The 20,028-nt window shown below is 57.7% G+C and carries 16 protein-coding genes and 1 pseudogene; 9 read left to right on the top strand and 8 right to left on the bottom strand.

All coding sequences use genetic code 11. The features are described 5' to 3' along the window. Positions 1-683: 683 nt before the first annotated feature. The 7 genes and pseudogenes from H8S59_RS07430 (at position 684) to cobA (ending at position 10,833) form a co-directional block, all read left to right on the top strand. Positions 684-1,892, top strand: a complete 1,209-nt coding sequence (locus H8S59_RS07430) for a CmpA/NrtA family ABC transporter substrate-binding protein (protein ID WP_187520993.1) — start codon at positions 684-686, stop codon at positions 1,890-1,892. Positions 1,893-1,905: 13 nt separating this feature from the next. Next, on the top strand, positions 1,906-2,481 hold the full coding sequence (locus H8S59_RS07425; protein ID WP_027902728.1) for an ANTAR domain-containing response regulator: 576 nt from the start codon (positions 1,906-1,908) through the stop codon (positions 2,479-2,481). 418 nt (positions 2,482-2,899) lie between these two features. Further along, a complete protein-coding gene (locus tag H8S59_RS07420; protein WP_095095682.1) occupies positions 2,900-4,111 on the top strand; it encodes a nitrate/nitrite transporter in 1,212 nt (403 codons plus the stop codon). 8 nt (positions 4,112-4,119) lie between these two features. Next, entirely contained in the window at positions 4,120-5,778 is a 1,659-nt protein-coding gene (locus tag H8S59_RS07415) for a bifunctional protein-serine/threonine kinase/phosphatase (RefSeq protein WP_187520992.1), read from the top strand. A 333-nt stretch (positions 5,779-6,111) separates the two neighbouring features. After that, a pseudogene (locus tag H8S59_RS07410) lies at positions 6,112-7,311 on the top strand (NAD(P)/FAD-dependent oxidoreductase); the annotation flags it as partial. 29 nt (positions 7,312-7,340) lie between these two features. Further along, on the top strand, positions 7,341-10,070 hold the full coding sequence (locus H8S59_RS07405) for a nitrate reductase (RefSeq protein WP_187520990.1): 2,730 nt from the start codon (positions 7,341-7,343) through the stop codon (positions 10,068-10,070). 13 nt (positions 10,071-10,083) lie between these two features. Further along, positions 10,084-10,833, top strand: a complete 750-nt coding sequence (gene cobA / locus H8S59_RS07400; RefSeq protein WP_187520989.1) for a uroporphyrinogen-III C-methyltransferase — start codon at positions 10,084-10,086, stop codon at positions 10,831-10,833. A 78-nt stretch (positions 10,834-10,911) separates the two neighbouring features. On the opposite strand, the gene H8S59_RS07395 is transcribed toward cobA, so the two are convergent. From H8S59_RS07395 to ppsA, 8 genes are all read right to left on the bottom strand, one after another. Then, positions 10,912-11,946 (bottom strand): OmpA family protein, encoded by a 1,035-nt coding sequence (locus H8S59_RS07395; protein ID WP_095095667.1) that lies wholly within the window; start codon positions 11,944-11,946, stop codon positions 10,912-10,914. Between the two features lie 106 nt (positions 11,947-12,052). Further along, entirely contained in the window at positions 12,053-12,643 is a 591-nt protein-coding gene (sigX, locus tag H8S59_RS07390) for an RNA polymerase sigma factor SigX (protein ID WP_027902735.1), read from the bottom strand. Between the two features lie 86 nt (positions 12,644-12,729). Continuing rightward, a complete protein-coding gene (locus H8S59_RS07385; protein WP_095095664.1) occupies positions 12,730-13,554 on the bottom strand; it encodes a mechanosensitive ion channel family protein in 825 nt (274 codons plus the stop codon). Between the two features lie 2 nt (positions 13,555-13,556). Next, positions 13,557-13,805 carry a CrfX protein gene (locus H8S59_RS07380; protein ID WP_095095661.1) on the bottom strand — a complete coding sequence of 83 codons (249 nt, stop codon included), beginning with the start codon at positions 13,803-13,805 and terminating at the stop codon, positions 13,557-13,559. Between the two features lie 87 nt (positions 13,806-13,892). Beyond that, entirely contained in the window at positions 13,893-14,888 is a 996-nt protein-coding gene (locus H8S59_RS07375) for a zinc transporter ZntB (RefSeq protein WP_187520988.1), read from the bottom strand. A gap of 11 nt (positions 14,889-14,899) precedes the next feature. Continuing rightward, positions 14,900-15,388 (bottom strand): ribonuclease E activity regulator RraA, encoded by a 489-nt coding sequence (gene rraA, locus H8S59_RS07370; RefSeq protein ID WP_187520987.1) that lies wholly within the window; start codon positions 15,386-15,388, stop codon positions 14,900-14,902. A gap of 174 nt (positions 15,389-15,562) precedes the next feature. After that, positions 15,563-16,555 carry an alpha/beta fold hydrolase gene (locus tag H8S59_RS07365; protein WP_187520986.1) on the bottom strand — a complete coding sequence of 331 codons (993 nt, stop codon included), beginning with the start codon at positions 16,553-16,555 and terminating at the stop codon, positions 15,563-15,565. 97 nt (positions 16,556-16,652) lie between these two features. Next, positions 16,653-19,028, bottom strand: a complete 2,376-nt coding sequence (gene ppsA, locus H8S59_RS07360) for a phosphoenolpyruvate synthase (RefSeq protein ID WP_095095650.1) — start codon at positions 19,026-19,028, stop codon at positions 16,653-16,655. Here ppsA and H8S59_RS27150 point away from each other — a divergent pair. Next, positions 18,975-19,184 carry a hypothetical protein gene (locus tag H8S59_RS27150; protein WP_343073043.1) on the top strand — a complete coding sequence of 70 codons (210 nt, stop codon included), beginning with the start codon at positions 18,975-18,977 and terminating at the stop codon, positions 19,182-19,184. The genes ppsA and H8S59_RS27150 overlap by 54 nt on opposite strands. A gap of 39 nt (positions 19,185-19,223) precedes the next feature. Further along, on the top strand, positions 19,224-20,028 hold an 805-nt coding region (gene ppsR / locus H8S59_RS07355), incomplete at its 3' end, for a posphoenolpyruvate synthetase regulatory kinase/phosphorylase PpsR (protein ID WP_187520985.1).

The following is a 20,028-nucleotide window of genomic DNA, read 5'->3' as shown; positions in this document are numbered from 1 at the left end:
AGCGAACTTGTTCGCGAGACGTCACCACAGCCAACGCATTCGTTGCCTGACACTCCGCTTCGCAGCCTTCGGCAGCTCCTACAGAATGTCGGCAAACCCAAGAAAACAGGTCGGCTGTCAGGCCGCCGCGCTTTTGATTTTGATCTGAGGCGCCCCGTTAAACCACGCTGGCCGCCCCCTGATCCTGAACCGTGGGCAACCCGGCAAGGATGCCGGGTTAGCCGCATTGGGCCATGGATGGCCCGTTGCGGCGGTCCACGGTTCAGGATCTGCGGGCGGGTACACCGAGCGACAGCGAGGTGCCGAGTGGTGGGGCAAGAGCGTTTTGGTTACTTTTGTCTGGGCCGGCTTCCGGATCTATCAAAAGTGACGCGCTGTAAAAGCGCAACCAGTATCAGCCCTGACCACGGTAACGGATATGTACACAAGAACTGCTACATCCCCTGACAAAATAAGTGTAGATACCCAAGATCAGGTGAGCACGACACTGGCATATCGCTTGCTTGGCTCAGGCTAATAGCAGCGTGCCAATGGCGGCCCGATGCATCGACAATGGCGTCGTTCCGTCTTTGCTTTTCTGGCGAAGGATTGAACGACGCTTTTTTTATGAAAGATTTCTGCCAGCCTGGACCGGACGCGCCCGCTCCACCCGCAGTTGTCATGGCAGAGGACAGATGACACTTATGAACGATCCCACACGAAATCCGTTGGCCTGGGTAGCTGGCAGCGATGCGCCAGAGATGAACAGCCTGGATATCGGCTTCATGCCGCTGTCCGACAGCGCCTCGATAGTCGTCGCTGCGACGCAAGGCTTCGCGCAACCCTATGGTCTGAGCCTGAACCTCAAGCGCCAGCCGTCCTGGGCGAGTTTGCGGGACAAACTGGTCAGCGGCGAATTACACGCGGCCCATTGCCTGTATGGATTGATCTATGCGGTGCAGTTGGGTATTGGCGGAAGCGCGGCTACCGACATGGCCGTACTCATGGGGCTGAACCAGAATGGTCAGAGCATCAACTTGTCGAGCTCGTTGCAAGACGCTGGCGTGATCACTCCTGAGGCACTGGATCAGCAAGTGCACCAAAGCGGGACAAAGCTGACTTTCGCGCAGACCTTCCCTACCGGCAATCACGCCATGTGGCTTTATTACTGGCTGGCGAGCCAGGGCATTCATCCCCTGCAGGACGTGACCAGTGTGGTTGTTCCGCCGCCACGCATGGTCGAGCACCTGCAGGCTGGTCGCATTGATGGTTTCTGCGTGGGTGAACCCTGGGGCGCCAGCGCCGTGGATCAGCAACTGGGCTTCACCTTCGCCACCACTCAGGCAATCTGGCCCAACCACCCGGAAAAGGTGCTGGGCTGCACCCGTGAATTCGTTGAACAGTATCCCAACACCGCACGGGCACTGGTCATGGCTGTTCTGGAAGCCAGTCGCTTCATCGAATCCAGTGACGAGAATCGGCGCAGCACCGCGCAGTTGCTCAGCGGCGCGGATTATCTGGATGCACCTGCCAGTTATATCGAACCCCGCTTGCTCGGTGACTATCGCGACGGGTTGGGCAACCAATGGCACGACCACCATGCTCTGCGCTTTCACGGCAATGGCGAAGTCAATTTGCCTTACCTGTCCGACGGCATGTGGTTCATGACGCAGTTCCGTCGCTGGGGTTTGCTGCGTGAAGATCCGGACTACCTCAATGTCGCCAAAGGCGTACACCAACTGGCGCTCTATCGTCAGGCCGCCGAGGCGCTGGACATACCGGTTCCGACGGCCATGATGCGCAGCAGCCAGTTGATCGATGGCAAGGTCTGGGACGGCTCCGACCCGGCTGGCTACGCCCGCAGCTTCAAGCTTCACGCCATGGCCAATGCGGCCGCCGCCCTGACGCAATGAGGAGCTGACGATTATGTTGCGTATCCTCTTGATCAACGACACGGCAAAAAAAGTCGGCCGCCTGAAAGCCGCGCTGAGCGAAGCGGGCTTTGAAGTGATCGACGAATCCGGACTGATTATTGACTTGCCCGCCCGGGTTGAAGCGCTTCGCCCGGATGTCATCCTGATCGACACTGAATCCCCCGGCCGCGATGTCATGGAGCAGGTCGTGATGGTCAGTCGCGACCAACCTCGCCCTATCGTGATGTTTACCGATGAACATGATCCGGGGGTGATGCGTCAGGCCATCAAGTCCGGCGTCAGTGCGTATATCGTCGAGGGCATTCACGCCCAGCGCCTGCAGCCAATCCTTGATGTGGCCATGGCCCGTTTTGAGAGCGATCAGGCCTTGCGTGCCCAACTTCAGGCACGGGACCAGCAACTGGCCGAACGCAAACGCATCGAGCTGGCCAAGGGTTTGCTGATGAAAATGAAGGAGTGCAAAGAAGAAGAGGCCTACACCCTGATGCGCCGCCAGGCCATGAGCAAACAGCAGAAGCTGATTCAGGTGGCGGAGCAGATTATCGCGATGAGTGAATTGTTGGGGTGAATCGTTGATTTTTTGGATTTGTGGGAGCAGAGGTTGGTCTGGGCGGCATTCCGACTATCAGGCTGGACGCTATTCACTTAGACCGCGTACACCTTATCGCGGCCAAGCCCGGCTCCCACATGGGAATGCATTACAAAATGAGGTGAATCGTACGATTTTCCAGATGGCCCAGCTTTTGCTAGTTAATCAACACAGGTAACCAACGGCGGTTGCCCCACTTTACGACAAAGACGTCGCACACCTCTTTCGCCAAGGCGAATCGGGTTGCGGCGTTTTTGCGTTTTGGCCCCAGTGATCGGGGTCGGTGGTGCTGCCGAGGTCGTGGACGCCCACCTGCAAGTCTTTACAGCTTCAAGCCCCTGTGTTTCGGGTCCGTGTCCGAAACGACAGATCTCCCTTTTTGCAGATGAGGTGTTCAATGAATACAAGCTTCTGGAAGGCCGGCCACAAACCGACCCTGTTCGCCGCCTTTCTGTATTTCGATCTGAGCTTCATGGTCTGGTACCTGCTCGGTCCGATGGCGGTGCAAATTGCGACAGACCTGCAACTGACCACTCAACAACGCGGCCTGATGGTGGCAACGCCGATTCTGGCAGGCGCCCTGCTGCGCTTTGTGATGGGGATTGTGGCGGACCAACTGTCGCCGAAAACCGCCGGGATCATCGGTCAGGTCATCGTTATCCTGGCGCTGTTCACTGCCTGGAATCTGGGCATCCATACCTACGAGCAAGCGCTGTTGCTGGGCGTATTCCTCGGCGTAGCCGGTGCATCGTTCGCCGTCGCGCTGCCGCTGGCTTCCCAGTGGTATCCAGCAGAGCATCAAGGCAAAGCGATGGGCATTGCCGGTGCGGGCAACTCAGGTACCGTGCTAGCCGCGTTGATTGCTCCGGTACTGGCTGCGGCGTTTGGCTGGAGCAACGTGTTCGGTTTTGCGGTCATCCCGCTGGTCCTGACCCTGATCGCGTTTTCGCTGATGGCACGTAATGCGCCGGAGCGGGCGAAACCCAAGTCCATGGGCGACTACCTCAAGGCGCTGGGTGATCGTGACAGCTGGTGGTTCATGTTTTTCTACAGCGTCACCTTTGGCGGCTTCATTGGTCTGGCCAGCGCCCTGCCCGGCTACTTCAACGACCAATACGGGCTGAGCCCGGTCACTGCCGGTTACTACACCGCGGCCTGCGTATTCGGTGGCAGCCTGATGCGCCCACTGGGCGGCGCACTGGCCGACCGTTTTGGCGGTATCCGCACCCTGGCAGGCATGTACGCGGTGGCTGCTATCTGCATCGCGGCCGTTGGTTTCAACCTGCCCAGTTCCTGGGCAGCACTGGCCTTGTTTGTCGCAGCGATGCTCGGTCTGGGTGCCGGTAATGGCGCAGTTTTCCAACTGGTGCCACAACGCTTTCGCAAGGAAATTGGCGTCATGACCGGCTTGATCGGCATGGCTGGTGGTATCGGTGGTTTCCTGCTCGCGGCAGGTCTGGGCTCGATCAAGCAACACACCGGCGACTATCAGATGGGCCTTTGGTTGTTCGCGTTTCTTGGCGTGCTGGCATGGTTCGGCCTGCTTAACGTCAAGCGCCGCTGGAGAACCACCTGGGGTTCGGCAGCCGTCACCGCTGCTCGCGTCTGAGTCACTTGATGAGCTTGCAACTGAGCCTTGCTCAATTCAGTGCCAGTGGGCCGCGGGCGGAGAATCAGGACGCCATACGCCTGGTCACTCCGGCCCCGGCCCTTGCCGCCAGCAAGGGCTATCTGTTTGCCCTGGCGGATGGCGTCAGTCAGTGCGCTGATGGCGCTCTCGCAGCGCAATCAACCTTGCAGGCCCTGGCACTGGATTACTACTCGACGCCTGAAACCTGGGGCGTCGCCCAATCCCTTGACCGCCTGCTGCTGGCGCAAAATCGATGGTTGCAAGCCAACGGCTTGCTGACCACGCTGAGCGCGCTGGTGCTGCGTGGCAGGCGTTTCACCCTGGCTCACGTCGGCGATTGCCGCGTCTATCGCTGGCACAGCGGAGAGCTGCAACGCATCAGTGAAGACCACGTCTGGGAACAGCCCGACATGCAGCACGTGCTCAAACGCGCGCTGGGGCTGGATCAATATGTAGTCATGGATTACCTGGACGGCGAGTTGCGCGAGGGCGAACGCCTGCTGTTGCTCAGCGATGGGGTCTGGGCAACGCTGGGTGATGCCAGCATTCGCTCGATTCTCGCCGAACAGGAGGACCTGGATCGCGCCGTGCAGACGCTGGTCAGCGCCGCCCATCTCGCAGGCAGTCAGGATAACGCCAGCGCTGTATTGATTCGCGTCGATGCGCTGGGTCAGGATGACCTTGGCGACGCACTCATTCAGCTTCAACAATGGCCGCTGCCGCCATTACTGAAACCTGGACAACTTTTCGAAGGCTGGCAGATTCAAGGTCTGCTGGCTGAGTCTCGCCAGTCATTGCTGTATCGGGTCAACGATGCGCAAAACCAGCGCTGGCTGCTGAAAACCCTTCCTGGCAATCGCCATGACGAGCCCGGCGCAGGCCAGGGATTACTACTGGAAGAATGGTTTTTACGCCGGGTTGCGGGGCGGTTCTTTCCTGAAATCCATTCCGCACCTGATCGCCAGCACCTGTATTACGTGATGCGCGAGCATCCAGGGCGCAGCCTGGCACAATCATTCACCGAGCACGGCCCGATGTCCGTGGCGCAATGGCTGAGCCATGCCACGCAGCTGTTGCGTGCCGTGGGTTTGCTGCATCGGCGCAACATCATCCACCGGGACATCAAACCGGAAAACCTGCTGCTCGAAGATGACGGCGAGTTGCGCCTGCTGGACTTTGGTCTCGCCTACTGTCCCGGCCTTTCCACGCTGACGCCGGGCGAGTTGCCGGGCACGCCAAGCTTTATTGCACCTGAAGCGTTCAATAGCGACGAGCCCACCCCCCGCCAGGATCTTTACGCGGTGGGCGTCACCCTCTATTACCTGCTCACCGGGCATTATCCGTACGGCGAGATTGAGGCATTCCAGCATCGGCGCTTCGGCACGCCCACGCCTGCCAGCCGCTATCGACCAGACCTTCCCGACTGGCTGGATCACAACTTGAGCGTGGCACTGCAGGCCGATCCGCAACTGCGCTATGAAACCGCAGAACAGTGGTTGCTGGAGCTGGAACAGGCCGAACACCGGCCCATGGTTAAACGTGCACAGCCGCTGCTGGAGCGTGAACCGCTGAAAGTCTGGCGCACAGTGGCGCTGGTTTCGTTGCTGGTGAATTTAGTGGGGATTGTCTGGTTGATGCGTCATTGACGCCACGCCCTGCAATAGTGCACTGCGCACTTGATTGGACCTGTTGGAGCGAGGCTTGCCCGCGAACGGACACCACGGTCGAAAGATATTCCGCATTACCGTTCTTCGCGGGCAAGCCTCGCTCCAACAAATCGATTTAGACGCGCTATCTGGCACAACCCCTGCATATCTCTCCTCAAGCAACTCACATCGCTACAGCTTTCAAAGACGAAGGCTGAGCTTCCCGAGAGAACGGGACCGGACAAAGGCGTCCTCGCTAGTTATCTAGCGGGACGCCTTTTTTGTTTGTGCAGAATTTGTCGAGCACCCTCTCGCGGGCTTCTCGGAGGCAAGATGAGAAAACTCAAACTGGTAATGATTGGCAACGGCATGGCCGGGGTTCGAACCCTTGAAGAGCTGCTGAAACTCAGTGACGAACTCTACGACATCACCGTATTCGGCGCCGAACCGCACCCCAATTACAACCGCATCATGCTGTCCCCAGTGCTGGCCGGTGAGCAGAAATTCGAAGACATCGTGCTCAACGATCTGGAATGGTACTTGAGCAACAACATTCGACTGCTGCTCAACCGCAGGGTGGTGAAAATCGACCGTGCGAAACGCCAGGTGATCGCCGACGACGGCACCGTCGCGCATTACGATCGCCTGCTGATTGCCACAGGCTCGACCCCCTTCATGCCACCCATGCCTGGCAGCACCCTCGGCGGCGTGATCGGTTACCGCGACATCGCCGACACCCGCATCATGATTCACACTGCCAAAACCCGAAAACATGCAGTAGTCATCGGTGGCGGCCTGCTCGGCCTGGAAGCGGCCAACGGCCTGAAGATGCGCGGCATGGACGTAACTGTGGTCCACATCGGCAAATGGCTGCTGGAACGTCAACTGGATAAAACCGCCGGGCAATTGCTGCAAGCCGCACTGGAAGCTCGTGGCTTGCACTTTCGCCTGAACGAGCAGACCGAAGCGCTGCAGGACAACGGCAAAGGCGCGGTGAAAGCCGTGCAGTTCAAAAATGGTGATGTGATCCCCGCTGATCTGGTGGTCATGGCGGCGGGCATCCGCCCGGCGACCGAACTGGCAGAAATGGCTGGTTTGCCTTGCAATCGAGGGATTCTGGTCAACGACACTTTGCAAACCTACGACCCGCGCATTTATGCCATTGGCGAATGCGCCAGCCATCGCGGTACAGCCTACGGTCTTGTAGCACCGCTGTTCGAACAAGCCAAAGTCTGCGCCAATCATCTCGCGCAACTGGGCTTCGCTCGCTACAAGGGCTCTGTCACTTCGACGAAGTTGAAAGTGACCGGCATTGACCTGTTTTCCGCAGGGGACTTCATGGGCGGTGAAGACGCCGAAACCATTACCCTGCTAGACCCCATCAGCGGGCGCTATAAAAAACTGGTGATTAGAAACGACGTGCTGGTGGGCGCCTGTTTGTACGGCGACACCACTGACGGCGGCTGGTACATGCGTCTGATCCGCAGTGGCCAAACTATCAACACCTTGCGTGACCAACTGATGTTCGGCGAAACCGTCACGCCGCAAACGGACATTGCGCTATGCGCCTGACCAGCATTCCCGTGCCTGCGACGCAAACCACCGCGTCCACCTGCTGCTATTGCGGAGTCGGCTGCGGTGTATTGATCGAACATGACGGGCGCAACATCATCGGCGTTAGCGGTGATCCCGGGCACCCGGCCAACTTTGGCAAGCTGTGCAGCAAGGGTTCGACCTTGCACCTGACGGGCGACCTCAGCGCCAGGGCGCTGTACCCGGAACTGCGCCTGAGCAAAAGTCTTTCGCGAGCGGAAACGGATTGGGATACCGCTCTGGATCACGCCGCCAACGTGTTTGCCGAAACCATTCGCGAACACGGGCCTGACAGCGTTGCGTTCTATATCTCAGGGCAATTGCTGACCGAGGATTATTACGCGTTCAACAAGCTCGCCCGGGCGCTAGTGGGTACTAACAACATCGACAGCAACTCGCGCCTTTGCATGTCCTCCGCGGTGGTCGGCTACAAGCGCAGCCTGGGTGCGGACGCTCCGCCCTGTAACTATGAAGATATCGAGCTCAGCGATTGCGTGATGATCGTCGGCAGCAACATGGCCTACGCGCACCCGATCCTTTTTCGTCGCCTGGAAGAGGCGAAAAGCCAACGCCCGGACATGAAAATCATCGTTATTGATCCACGCCGTACCGATACCTGCGATCTGGCGGACATACATCTGGCGATCACCCCCGGAACTGATGTGGCGCTGTTTCACGGCATCCTGCACTTGTTGCTCCGGGAAGGCCAGGTCGATCAGGATTTCATTGATCAGCACACCGAAGGCTACACCGAACTGAAAAGCCTGGTGCACCACTACACACCGCAAATGGTCGCGCAGACCTGCGGCATCTCGCGTCAGCAACTGCACGACTGCGCGCAATGGATCGGTCAGGCACCGAGTTTTCTGTCGTTGTGGTGCATGGGCTTGAACCAGTCCACTGCGGGCAGTGCCAAGAACAGTGCATTGATAAACCTCCATCTGGCCACCGGACAAATCGGCCGTCCCGGCGCAGGGCCTTTTTCCCTGACCGGCCAGCCCAATGCCATGGGTGGCCGCGAAACCGGCAGCCTTTCGAACCTCCTGCCCGGCCACCGGGAAGCGGCCAATCCCGAACATCGTGCTGAAGTGGCGCGATACTGGGGGATCGATAAACTGCCGGCGACACCGGGCTTATCCGCCATCGAACTGTTCGAGCAGATGCAGAACGGCCAAATCAAAGCCGTGTGGATCGCCTGCACCAACCCGGCTCAATCGCTGCCTGATCAGACTCGAGTTCGCGAAGCTTTGAACACCTGCCCTTTCGTGGTTCTGCAGGAAGCTTTTCGCACAACGGAAACCGCACGTTTTGCCGACCTGCTGCTGCCCGCTGCGAGCTGGGGCGAAAAAGAAGGCACGGTCACCAACTCCGAAAGACGAATTTCTCACGTGCGCAAGGCGATTGCTGCGCCCGGCGAAGCACGTCCGGACTGGGCAATCACAGTTGATTTCGCCCAACGCCTCCAGGCTCGGCTACAGCCTGAAGCAAAGGCGCTTTTTGATTTCCAGCAGCCTCAGGCACTGTTCGACGAATACAAGCTTTTGACTAAAGGCCGCGATCTGGACTTGTCTGGTATCAGCTACGGCCTCATCGACCAGCATGGCCCGCAACAATGGCCATTCCCCGAGGGAGCTGCCAATGGCACGCCACGTCTGTATCTGGATAGCCAATTTCCAACGACAACAGGCAGAGCCCGATTCATCAGCGAACCGTACAGCGCACCAAAAGAGCTGCGCGACAGTCGATTCCCACTGACGCTGAATACCGGCCGCCTGCGTGATCAATGGCATGGCATGAGTCGCACGGGCACCGCAGCGCGCCTGTTCGGCCATGTCAGCGAAGCGGTATTGAGCCTGCACCCGGAAGACCTGCATCGCCATCGACTGCAATCCGGTGACCTGGTCAGTCTTGAGAGCCGACGCGGCAGCGTGATTGTGCCGGTAGCCAGCGATGATGGATTGCAGGCGGGTCATGCCTTCCTGCCGATGCACTGGGGTGATCGTTTTCTCAAAGGCGGCGTGAATCTCCTGACACAGCCAGCCTATGACCCGATCTCTAAACAGCCCGAACTGAAGCATTCTGGTGTACGCGTCGACAAGGTCGAGCTGCCGTGGCGGCTGTTTGTGCTTATCGAAGGGGACGTACAGCTCCGACTGGATGCGTTGCGCTCACTGTGTGACGAATTTCCCTACACCAGCTTGAGTCTTGCTGGACGGGAGCGCCCTGCCCTGACCTTGCGTGCGGCCAGCAGCGAAGCGCCTGCTCAAGAACTGCTTGATCGGATTGACCGGTTGCTGGGTCTGGATCACGGCCCGGTGCTGGCTTATGACGATCCTCGTCGAGGCATCAGCAAACGCATTCGTCTGGATCAAGGTCGGGTCACCGCGGTCCGTCTCGGCGGGGAAACTCTCGCCTGGGACTGGTTGCAAAGCCTTTGGCTGGACGGACAGGAGATCGACGACGAGCTACGCCGCTGGTTGCTTGCGCCGATCAGCAGCGCTCCCGGTTCGGGCACAAGTAAATCAACCCGCAGCAAAACGTTGTGCAACTGCATGAACGTCAGTGAAAACGCCGTGTGCGACGCCATCGGCAAAGGTCTGGATCTGGGTCAACTGAAGGCACAACTGGGCTGCGGCACTATGTGCGGCTCCTGTGTGCCGGAAATAAAACGACTGCTGACGGCCGTCGCGATCAATTAATGAGGTGTACAGCATGAGTGCAAAAGTCTGGCTGGTCGGCGCAGGTCCCGGAGATCCCGAGCTACTAACCCTCAAGGCCGTGCGTGCATTGCGCGAAGCCGACGTTGTACTGATCGACGATCTGGTCAACAGCGCGGTGCTGGAGCATAGCCCCACTGCTCGCGTGATAGCCGTCGGCAAACGAGGTGGCTGTCGCTCGACACCCCAGGCGTTCATCCATCGCCTGATGCTGCGTTATGTGCGCCAAGGCAAGTGCGTGGTGCGCCTTAAAGGTGGAGACCCGTGCATATTCGGCCGCGGCGGCGAAGAAGCTGATTGGCTGCGTGCCCATGGGGTCGAGGTGGAATTGGTCAATGGCATTACCGCTGGCCTGGCAGGTGCGACGCAATGCGGGATATCGCTGACGCTGCGGGGTGTCAGTCGCGGCGTGACACTGGTGACCGCGCACACTCAAGATGACAGCACCTTGAACTGGCAAGCACTGGCTCAAGGAGGGACAACGCTAGTGGTGTATATGGGCGTAGCAAAACTGGCGGAAATCCGTGACAGCCTGATCACTGGCGGCATGGCTTTGAGTATGCCAGTGGCAATGATAGAAAACGCTTCGCTGCCTCAGCAACGGGAATGCCGGAGCTCACTGGCAGACATGCAACAGGACGCCGCATTATTCAAGCTGAAGAGTCCGGCCGTTCTGGTGATTGGCGAAGTGGCAGCAGTAACAGAGATGGATTTGTTGCAACTGACAGAAAACAAAACGGCCTGAGCTTTCCCCTCAAATCGCAGGCAAAGAAAAGCCCGGCCTAAGCCGGGCTCTTCTATTGAAGCGAGTAAAGCAGGCTAATTACTTAGCTTGTGCTTCAACTTCAGCTTCTACGCGACGGTTAACAGCGCGGCCAGCGTCAGTTGCGTTGTCAGCAACTGGACGGGATTCGCCATAACCAACCGAGTTTACGCGGCTAGCGCCAACACCGTACTGGTTAACCAGAACCTGTTTAACGGCGTTTGCACGACGCTCAGACAGTTTTTGGTTGTAAGCGTCAGGACCGACGGAGTCAGTGTGACCTTCAACAGTGGTGGTGGTTTGTGGGTACTGTTGCATGAAGTCAGCGAGGTTCTTGATGTCGCCGTAGCTGTTAGGCTTGACTACGGATTTGTCGAAATCGAACTTCACGTCCAGCTCAACACGAACCACTTCGGCAACTGCTGGGCAGCCATCAGCGTCAACAGTTACGTTGGCTGGGGTGTCCGGGCACTTGTCGACGTTGTCGCACACGCCGTCGTTGTCGCTGTCGGAGCACACTTCAGCTACTGGAGCCGGTGCTGCTTCAACTTTCTTGGAGCCGCCACCGAAGTTTACGCCGATACCGACGCTAGGAGCCCACTCGGTGTCGCCTTGGTCGATGTTGTACTGAGCTTCAACGCCAGCACGGGCATAGAAGTTGTCAGTGAAGTAAAGCTTGGCACCGCCGCCGATGTTGGCGAAGGTAGAACCGTTACGGCCGCTACGAGCGTCTTGACCGATGCTTTGATCAGAGAAACCAGCCGAAACGTACGGACGCAGCATGTCGCCCGGGTTGTTGAAGTGGTACAGAGCGTCAAGGGCGGTGTTCGAGCCTTTGATGTTCTTACCGCTGTCGCTGCGAACGTTGTGAACTTCGTCGTAACCCAGACGTACTTCTACGTCGTCGGTCAGGAAGTAACCAATCGAGCCGCCGAACAGGTTGCCGTCGTTTTTAAAGTTACGGGCGCTGTCGTAGTACTCTTTCTTGGCGAAGCCTTCGATTTCGACTGCGCCTTGGCCTTGTGCCAGAGCGCCGAAAGATGCCGCGGCAACAATAGTACCAATGGCCAAGCCCAAGGTGTTTTTCAGTTTCATCCGTTAAATCCCCATCTGGTGATTGTAAAGCAGTCCCACTATAAGGGGACAACTCATCGGCAAGTCTATCAGAACTTGCCTGGTTGTTAGAGATATTTGCATCGCCTTAAGTTTCGGTAATGCCTGCAAATTTCTCACGTAATTTATCCAAAGCCCGCTTGTAGCGCATTTTCGTTGCGCTCAAGCCCATGTGCATGATGTCTGCAATCTCCTGGAATTCAAGTTCTGCAACAAATCGCAGCACCAGAATCTCCCGATCGATCGGGTTCACATGCACAAGCCAGCGATCGAGTCCGCCCCGTTCTTCAGGTTTGGGCGTCTTTTCTTCCGACGCTTCCTCAAGTGGATCCAGACTCAAAGCGTCCATCAAGCGACGCTTACGCCGTTCCTTCCTGTACTGAGTGATGCACTCGTTGTAGGTGATGCTGTACAGCCATGTTTTGAATTTCGATTTACCCTCAAAATTCTTCAAGCCATACAACACCTTAAGCATCACCTCCTGACAGACATCATCTGCGTCGCGATCGTTCCCTAAATAACGTGCACAGACGTTAAAAAGTGTCCGTTGGTAGCGACGCATCAACTCTTCGTAAGCCCTCGTCACATGAAACAATTCGACGTGGGCGCGCGCGACTAGCTCCTCATCAGAGAGCTCGCTCGGGTCGTAGCGCATCGATAGCGGTTGAGGGTTATTCAAAACAAATCGTGCCGACAGTCAGGTCAATGGCCGCCACTGCCCTTGGAGCGGCAATTTGTGGCGGCATAGAGTAGCAGGTTAGCCGCTTAACGGCTGCTCACTCGCTGCTCCAGAAGGACGCGGTTGGACAATGAAACCAACTCCCCGTCGTCTGTCAGCAGCGTGGTTTTCACCGTACCGATCTCTTCGATCTGCCCTTCGACATCACCAATCCGCACCTCTTGCCCTACCTGATACAGCTCCCGCACATAAATCCCTGCCAGTATTTGGCCAGCAAGCTCACGACTTCCCAACCCCATGGCCAGCGCAATTGCCAGACCAACGGTAATCAAAACGATCACAATCACGTGATTGAGCAGGTCGGTTTTGACCTCCAACTGACTGATCGCCACCGAAATACTGATGATGATGACCAGACCCTGGGTGATTCTACCCAGGCCTGCGGCGTAATCCAGCCCTACTCCCTCGGCAGCGCCTCGCACCAGGCCGTTGACCAGTTGCGCCAGCAGCACACCAACCAGAAGCACCAGCGCAGCACCAAATACCTTCGGCAAATACCCTGTCAACATGTCCAGCGTCGCGGAAACCCGCTCCAGCCCCAGCGACCCAGCCGCTGTCACCAGGAAGGTCAACAACACAAACCAGTAAACAATTTTCCCGATCAGGGTAGAAATGGGCACCTGAACGCCAGCACGGCTGATCAGCTTGGTCAGGCCAGTGCCTGCCATCAAGCGATCCAGACCGACTTTGGCGAGCAGCTTGGACAGCAAGGTTTCGAGCAGCTTGGCGACAACAAAACCGAGCAACACGACGACCAGAGCGCCCAGCAGGTTCGGGATGAAAATTGCAACCTTGGTCCACAATGCAGTCATTGCGGCAACCAGACTCTGAGTCCAGAGATCCAATTCCATGTTCAATCAGCCTTGTCGACAGGATGAGCGGTAGAATTCTTTTTACGTGAAACCGGTGCAACATGGGACGAACCGTTGTTCAAAGCGATCATCATCGCTTCAGTCCAACGGCCCATCAGACTGAACAACACACCCGCGCCTACCTGGCGATTGGCGGTCTTCAGTACGCGACCAAGGCATGCATCATCATCCCGGCTGGAAGATGAAGATTTGAGCATGTCGCGCAATGATTCTTCAAACGGATCGTGCATAGGCACCTCTCGTAACGTCCAGTGAAGACGCATGCCGATTCGGACGAGTCACAAATCAGTCCCTGGACGCACGTCAAAAACTTAACACTAAACCCAGCGCAAGCGCCGGAACAACCACCACTGCCCTAAAGCCAGGGCGATGATCAATGCGCAGGCGACCAGAAAGCCGTAAGGGCTGTCAGAGCCGGGAATCCCGCCTACGTTTATACCCAACAAGCCCGTCAGGAAGCTCATGGGCAGAAAAATCCCGGTGATGATGCCAAAGCGGTACATCGTGTGATTCATGCGTTCTCGCAAACGCCGGTCTTCGGATTCAAGCACCAGCCCCACTCGTTCGCGGGTCAATTCAAGCTCTTCGAGATAACGCGTCAGGCTGTTGTTCAGCTCGTTCCAGTAATCAGCGTCATCATCTACGAACCACGGCAGCTTGCTGCGACTGAGCTGGCCGTAAATTTCCCGCTGCGGAGAGAGAAAACGCCGCAACCCTGCAGCCCGGCGACGAATATGCAGCATTTTGCCATGATCAGGGTTGTACCGTTCGTCGGCATCTATCTTTTCTTCCTCTTCATCCACCGATTCGGTGAGGTCACCCACCAGTGCCTGAACCTTGTCGGTCAGGTATTGGGCGAGATAAAGGATCAGTTCGGACGCGGATTTAGGGCCCTTGCCTTCGTTCAGTTGTTCAATCAGCTCGTCCGTGGCGCGCAATGGTCGCAAGCGCAAGGAAATGACTTGCTGGGCCGCCGCGAAGATCCGGACCGAGACCATGTCTTCCGGCTCAGCCCCCGGATTGAGATTGACCCCACGCAGAAACAGCAGCAGTTTTTCATCCGGCAATGGCAGCAAGCGCGGCCGGGTGTTTTCTTCGAGCAACAAGTCGCAAGCGAACTCGCTCAAACCGCTGGCGGTGCGCAGCCATGTGTGAGTTTGCGGATGACCACGGTCCCAATGCAGCCATACACTTTCGTGCGGCTGCAGTTGCAGGCATTCCAGTTCGGTCCGAGCAATGAAACGTGCCCCGCCTTTACCGTCCAAAACGAGGGCATGAACCAGCCCCCACTGCGCATTTGTTTCGTCGAACATTAATACTTCGCTTATTCGGGCATTTTCAGAGGCGACGGTGAAACGATCACGCCATTATTGTCGGCATACACGTATTCCCCTGGACGAAACGTGACCCCGGCGAAGGTCACAACCACGCTCAGGTCACCAATACCGCGCTTATTCGTTTTCAGTGGGTGACTGGCGAGCGCCTGGACTCCCAGATCAGTTTGCGCCAACACGTCCACGTCGCGGATGCAGCCGTAGATCACCATACCCTGCCAGCCATTGCGTGCGGCTTTCTCGGCAATCATGTCACCGAGTAGTGCGCAACGTAGCGATCCACCGCCGTCGACCACCAGCACCTTGCCCTTCCCGTCCAGCTCGGCCTGCTCCTTGACCAGCGAGTTGTCCTCAAAACATTTGACGGTCACGATTTCACCGCCAAATGAGTCACGTCCACCGAAGTTGCTGAACATCGGCTCAAGCACCTGAACAAGGTCCGGATAAGCGTCGCACAGGTCGGGAGTGAGGTAATGCATGGTGGTACTCCTGTCAGTGAAAGATCAGCGTCTCATGATGTGTCTGCCTATGAACCGTAGCTCATAAGATCAAAACGTATCCAGCGTCGCGACCTTTAACTGACGTGACCTATAACTCAACTGCATTTCGCATCGTATCTCATCGCAATCTGCGCCCAGTGTAATACGCCGACGTCACTCGCCAACCGCCATCGGCGTTTGTGACAGCTCCTGTACAGCCACGCAGCCTTCGTTCAGCCATTCGGTAACCAGCGGCCAGACCTCGCGCTGGGCGGCTTTACTGACCAGCATCTGTACGTGATCGAAGTCTTGCGAGAAGCCCTGTTCACGCCCCAGACAAAGAAATTTGCGCTGTTGCGAGCCAATCTGATCAAAGAGTTTGCGGCAGGCCCAGACCGGGTCCTGGTGGTCGCCAACGGCGGCAACCGCAAGCACCGGAACTTCAACACTCGGCAAACCGGCCCACCAGTCGGTCTCGCGATCACCGAATCGCCCGAACATCCCGTGCCAGCGCATGCTTTCCAGCACCAGCCCGACAGGCTCGTCCTCTGGACCACGTTTGAAACGCGGGCCGGAGATGTGATCAAAAGGCTTCAACAGCAAACGCCCCGCCCACTGCACAGGCGGAATCTTCAGCGGCCAGTAATCGCGACTGACCTGGCTGCCGAACAAGGCAACAGAGGCTGCCCCGGATGGGCCGAGATACTCCCCGCCCAGCGCGGCCGCAAGGGTGGTGCCGCCCAGGGAGTGGCCGATCCAGTGCGGAATCTGCCCGCTCAGCTCACGCACAAATGCCGCAATGGCGGGCACGTCATAGCGGGCGTAATCAGCAACACGATTTGAACGATAGGCCTGGTTACGCGCCGACAGGCCGTGCCCACGCATTTCCGGGATCCATACATCGAAACCGGCTCGCGCAAGATATGCACCCAGGCCAATGCCTTTAGGGGAATACCAGAAGCGTCGGTTGGAAAAGCTGCCGTGCATCAGAATGACCGGCACACCGCGAACATCAGGCTGCGCGACCAGACCCAGCCGGGTCACGGCAATTTCGACGCTGTAATCGGGACTGTTGGCGGGCTTGAGGCGGTAAACGTCTTCGATCAGATCGCCACAACGCTCTGCGCTGATCAAAGCCACAGGAAAAAGAGTGCTGCTGCTTTGCATATTGCTCAAACAATCAAAGGTCGGTGTGAAAACCGTCCGTGGTAAACGTAAAAAAGCCCCGGCTCACGGAGATGAACCGGGGCTTCACTCAATCAAATCAGACCGGGGCCTGAGCCTCAGCCAGGAAGAACCAGGTTTCCAGCACGGAATCCGGGTTCAACGAAACGCTCTCAATGCCCTGATCCATCAACCAGCGGGCAAGGTCCGGATGGTCCGATGGGCCTTGACCGCAGATGCCGATGTACTTGCCAGCCTTGTTACAGGCCTGGATGGCGTTGGACAGCAGCTTCTTCACTGCCGGGTTACGCTCATCAAACAGATGGGCGATGACCCCCGAGTCACGATCCAGCCCCAGTGTCAGCTGGGTCAAATCGTTGGAACCGATGGAGAAGCCGTCGAAGTACTCGAGGAACTCTTCGGCCAGAATCGCATTGGACGGCAGTTCGCACATCATGATCACGCGCAGGCCGTTTTCGCCGCGTTTCAGACCGTTCTCGGCCAGCAGATCAATGACCTGACTGGCTTCACCCAGCGTACGCACGAACGGCACCATGATCTCGACATTGGTCAGGCCCATTTCCTCACGCACACGCTTGAGGGCACGGCATTCCAGCTCGAAACAGTCGCGGAAATTTTCGCTGATGTAGCGGGAAGCGCCACGGAAACCCAGCATCGGGTTTTCTTCTTCCGGCTCGTACATCTTGCCGCCGATCAGGTTGGCGTACTCGTTGGACTTGAAGTCCGAGAGGCGCACGATGACCTTTTTCGGGGTGAATGCAGCGGCCAGGGTGCTGATGCCTTCCACCAGTTTCTCGACGTAGAAACCAACCGGATCATCGTAACCGGCGATGCGTTTGTCGACGCTGTCCTTGATGTCCTGAGGCAGGCTGTCGTAGTTGAGCAGCGCCTTGGGGTGCACGCCGATCATGCGGTTGATGATGAATTCCAGACGTGCCAGCCCCACACCCGCGTTGGGCAGTTGGGCGAAGTCGAATGCACGATCCGGGTTACCGACGTTCATCATGATCTTGAACGGCAGTTCAGGCATGGCATCGACCGAGTTGGTCTTGATGTCGAAGCCCAGCTCGCCTTCGAAGATGTAACCGGTGTCGCCTTCCGCGCAGGAAACCGTGACGCCCTGACCGTCCTGCAACAGTTGCGTGGCATTACCACAACCCACGACCGCCGGAATGCCCAGCTCACGGGCGATGATCGCCGCGTGGCAGGTGCGGCCGCCCCGGTTGGTGACGATGGCGCTGGCGCGCTTCATGACCGGCTCCCAGTCCGGATCGGTCATGTCGGAGACCAGAACGTCGCCGGGCTGGACCTTGTCCATTTCCGAAACGTCCCTGATGATACGAACCTTGCCTGCGCCGATGCGCTGACCAATGGCTCGCCCCTCTACAAGCACCGTGCCGGTTTCCTTGAGCAGGTAGCGCTCCATGACATTAGCCTGGGCGCGGCTTTTCACGGTTTCCGGGCGCGCCTGAACGATGTACAGCTTGCCGTCATCGCCATCTTTGGCCCACTCGATATCCATCGGTGCCTTGTAGTGCTTCTCGATGATCATCGCCTGTTTAGCGAGCTCTGCGACTTCCTCGTCAGTCAGGCAGAAACGCGCGCGATCAGCAGGCTCGACGTCCACGGTTTTCACCGAACGCCCCGCCTTGGCTTCTTCGCCATAGATCATCTTGATGGCCTTGCTGCCCAGATTGCGGCGCAGGATGGCCGGACGACCTGCTGCCAGGGTGCCCTTGTGCACATAGAATTCGTCAGGGTTGACCGCGCCCTGCACCACCGTTTCACCCAGGCCGTAAGCGCCGGTGATAAACACCACGTCGCGGAAGCCGGATTCGGTATCCAGGGTAAACATCACGCCTGCCGTACCGGTTTCGGAGCGCACCATGCGCTGCACGCCCGCAGACAAGGCCACCAGCTTGTGATCGAAGCCCTGGTGAACACGGTAGGAAATGGCCCGGTCGTTGAACAGCGAGGCAAACACTTCCTTGGCCGCACGGATGACGTTTTCAACGCCGCGGATATTAAGGAAGGTTTCCTGCTGCCCGGCAAAGGACGCATCAGGAAGGTCTTCAGCGGTGGCGGAAGAACGCACGGCAACGGCGAGATTCGGGTTGCCTGCCGACAGTTCGGCAAAGGCAGTGCGGATTTCGGCGTTGAGCTTTTCGGGGAACTCGGCTTCCATGATCCACTGACGAATCTGCGCACCGGTTCTGGCCAGCGCGTTGACGTCGTCGACATCCAGAGCGTCCAGAGCTGCGTGGATCTGATCGTTCAGACCACTCAGCTCAAGGAAATCACGGTAGGCCTGGGCCGTAGTGGCGAAGCCACCGGGCACCGAAACGCCAGCACCGGCAAGGTTGCTGATCATTTCGCCGAGGGATGCGTTCTTGCCTCCCACATGCTCCACATCATGGACGCCGAGCTTATCGAGGGAAACTACGTACTCTACCAAGGTGATCTCTCCACTAACTGTGTTGTTGTTGGGAAAAGCTCAGTCTGGGTCGCCCCGCTACCGCGAGGCCCCGAACGCATTCTGGCCTGGCCTCAAGCCGAAACCTGGAAAAAAGTTGTGAATGCCAACCACTCGGGCCCGCAAGCGCGCCTATGATATCCAACAATCGTCACCAGCTTAAGGCCAAAGGCGCAAATGAAACGATCTGCTTTTTTTATCTCCGACGGCACCGGGATTACCGCTGAAACCCTTGGCCAAAGCCTGTTAGCGCAATTTGAGAACATTACGTTCAACAAGTTCACCAGGCCCTATATCGACAGCGTCGAGAAAGCGCGGGCGATGGTACAACAAATCAACAATGCCGCCGACAAGGACGATGTCCGCCCGATCATCTTCGACACCATCGTCAATCAGGACATCCGCGAGATCCTGGCGACGTCCAATGGCTTCATGATCGACATCTTTTCGACCTTCCTGGCACCGCTGGAACAAGAGCTTAGTTCACACTCCTCCTACTCGGTGGGCAAATCGCACTCCATCGGCCACAACTCCAATTACATGGAGCGGATTGAGGCAGTGAACTTCGCGCTGGACAACGACGACGGCGCCCGCACGCATTATTATGACAAGGCCGACATCATTCTGGTGGGCGTGTCGCGCTGCGGCAAAACCCCAACCTGCTTGTACATGGCCATGCAATTCGGCATTCGCGCCGCCAACTACCCGCTCACCGAAGACGATATGGAACGCCTGCAGCTGCCAAATGCGCTGAAGGAGCACCGTAGCAAATTATTCGGCCTGACCATTGATCCAGATCGCCTGACCGCGATTCGCCACGAACGCAAACCCAATAGCCGCTATTCCAGCTATGCCCAGTGTGAGTTCGAGGTGCGTGAAGTGGAAAGCCTGTTCCGCCGGGAAAACATCCCGAACATCAACTCCACCCATTTCTCGGTGGAAGAAATCTCCGCCAAGGTACTGGTGGAGAAAGGGGTTGAAC

The sequence above is a fragment of the Pseudomonas folii genome (assembly GCF_014357575.1).
Classification (GTDB): domain Bacteria; phylum Pseudomonadota; class Gammaproteobacteria; order Pseudomonadales; family Pseudomonadaceae; genus Aquipseudomonas; species Aquipseudomonas folii.
Note: the sequence above shows the minus strand (reverse complement) of the source record. Positions and strands in the feature narration are given on the sequence as shown.

What these genes read in the sequence shown, in the direction of transcription:
- H8S59_RS07430 (WP_187520993.1), top strand. Translation starts at nt 684, where the DNA reads ATGAACGATCCCACACGAAATCCGTTGGCCTGGGTAGCTGGCAGCGAT.
- H8S59_RS07425 (WP_027902728.1), top strand. Translation starts at nt 1,906, where the DNA reads ATGTTGCGTATCCTCTTGATCAACGACACGGCAAAAAAAGTCGGCCGC.
- H8S59_RS07420 (WP_095095682.1), top strand. Translation starts at nt 2,900, where the DNA reads ATGAATACAAGCTTCTGGAAGGCCGGCCACAAACCGACCCTGTTCGCC.
- H8S59_RS07415 (WP_187520992.1), top strand. Translation starts at nt 4,120, where the DNA reads ATGAGCTTGCAACTGAGCCTTGCTCAATTCAGTGCCAGTGGGCCGCGG.
- H8S59_RS07405 (WP_187520990.1), top strand. Translation starts at nt 7,341, where the DNA reads ATGCGCCTGACCAGCATTCCCGTGCCTGCGACGCAAACCACCGCGTCC.
- cobA (WP_187520989.1), top strand. Translation starts at nt 10,084, where the DNA reads ATGAGTGCAAAAGTCTGGCTGGTCGGCGCAGGTCCCGGAGATCCCGAG.
- H8S59_RS07395 (WP_095095667.1), bottom strand. Translation starts at nt 11,946, where the DNA reads ATGAAACTGAAAAACACCTTGGGCTTGGCCATTGGTACTATTGTTGCC.
- H8S59_RS07385 (WP_095095664.1), bottom strand. Translation starts at nt 13,554, where the DNA reads ATGGAATTGGATCTCTGGACTCAGAGTCTGGTTGCCGCAATGACTGCA.
- H8S59_RS07380 (WP_095095661.1), bottom strand. Translation starts at nt 13,805, where the DNA reads ATGCACGATCCGTTTGAAGAATCATTGCGCGACATGCTCAAATCTTCA.
- H8S59_RS07375 (WP_187520988.1), bottom strand. Translation starts at nt 14,888, where the DNA reads ATGTTCGACGAAACAAATGCGCAGTGGGGGCTGGTTCATGCCCTCGTT.
- rraA (WP_187520987.1), bottom strand. Translation starts at nt 15,388, where the DNA reads ATGCATTACCTCACTCCCGACCTGTGCGACGCTTATCCGGACCTTGTT.
- H8S59_RS07365 (WP_187520986.1), bottom strand. Translation starts at nt 16,555, where the DNA reads ATGCAAAGCAGCAGCACTCTTTTTCCTGTGGCTTTGATCAGCGCAGAG.
- H8S59_RS27150 (WP_343073043.1), top strand. Translation starts at nt 18,975, where the DNA reads ATGCTCCACATCATGGACGCCGAGCTTATCGAGGGAAACTACGTACTC.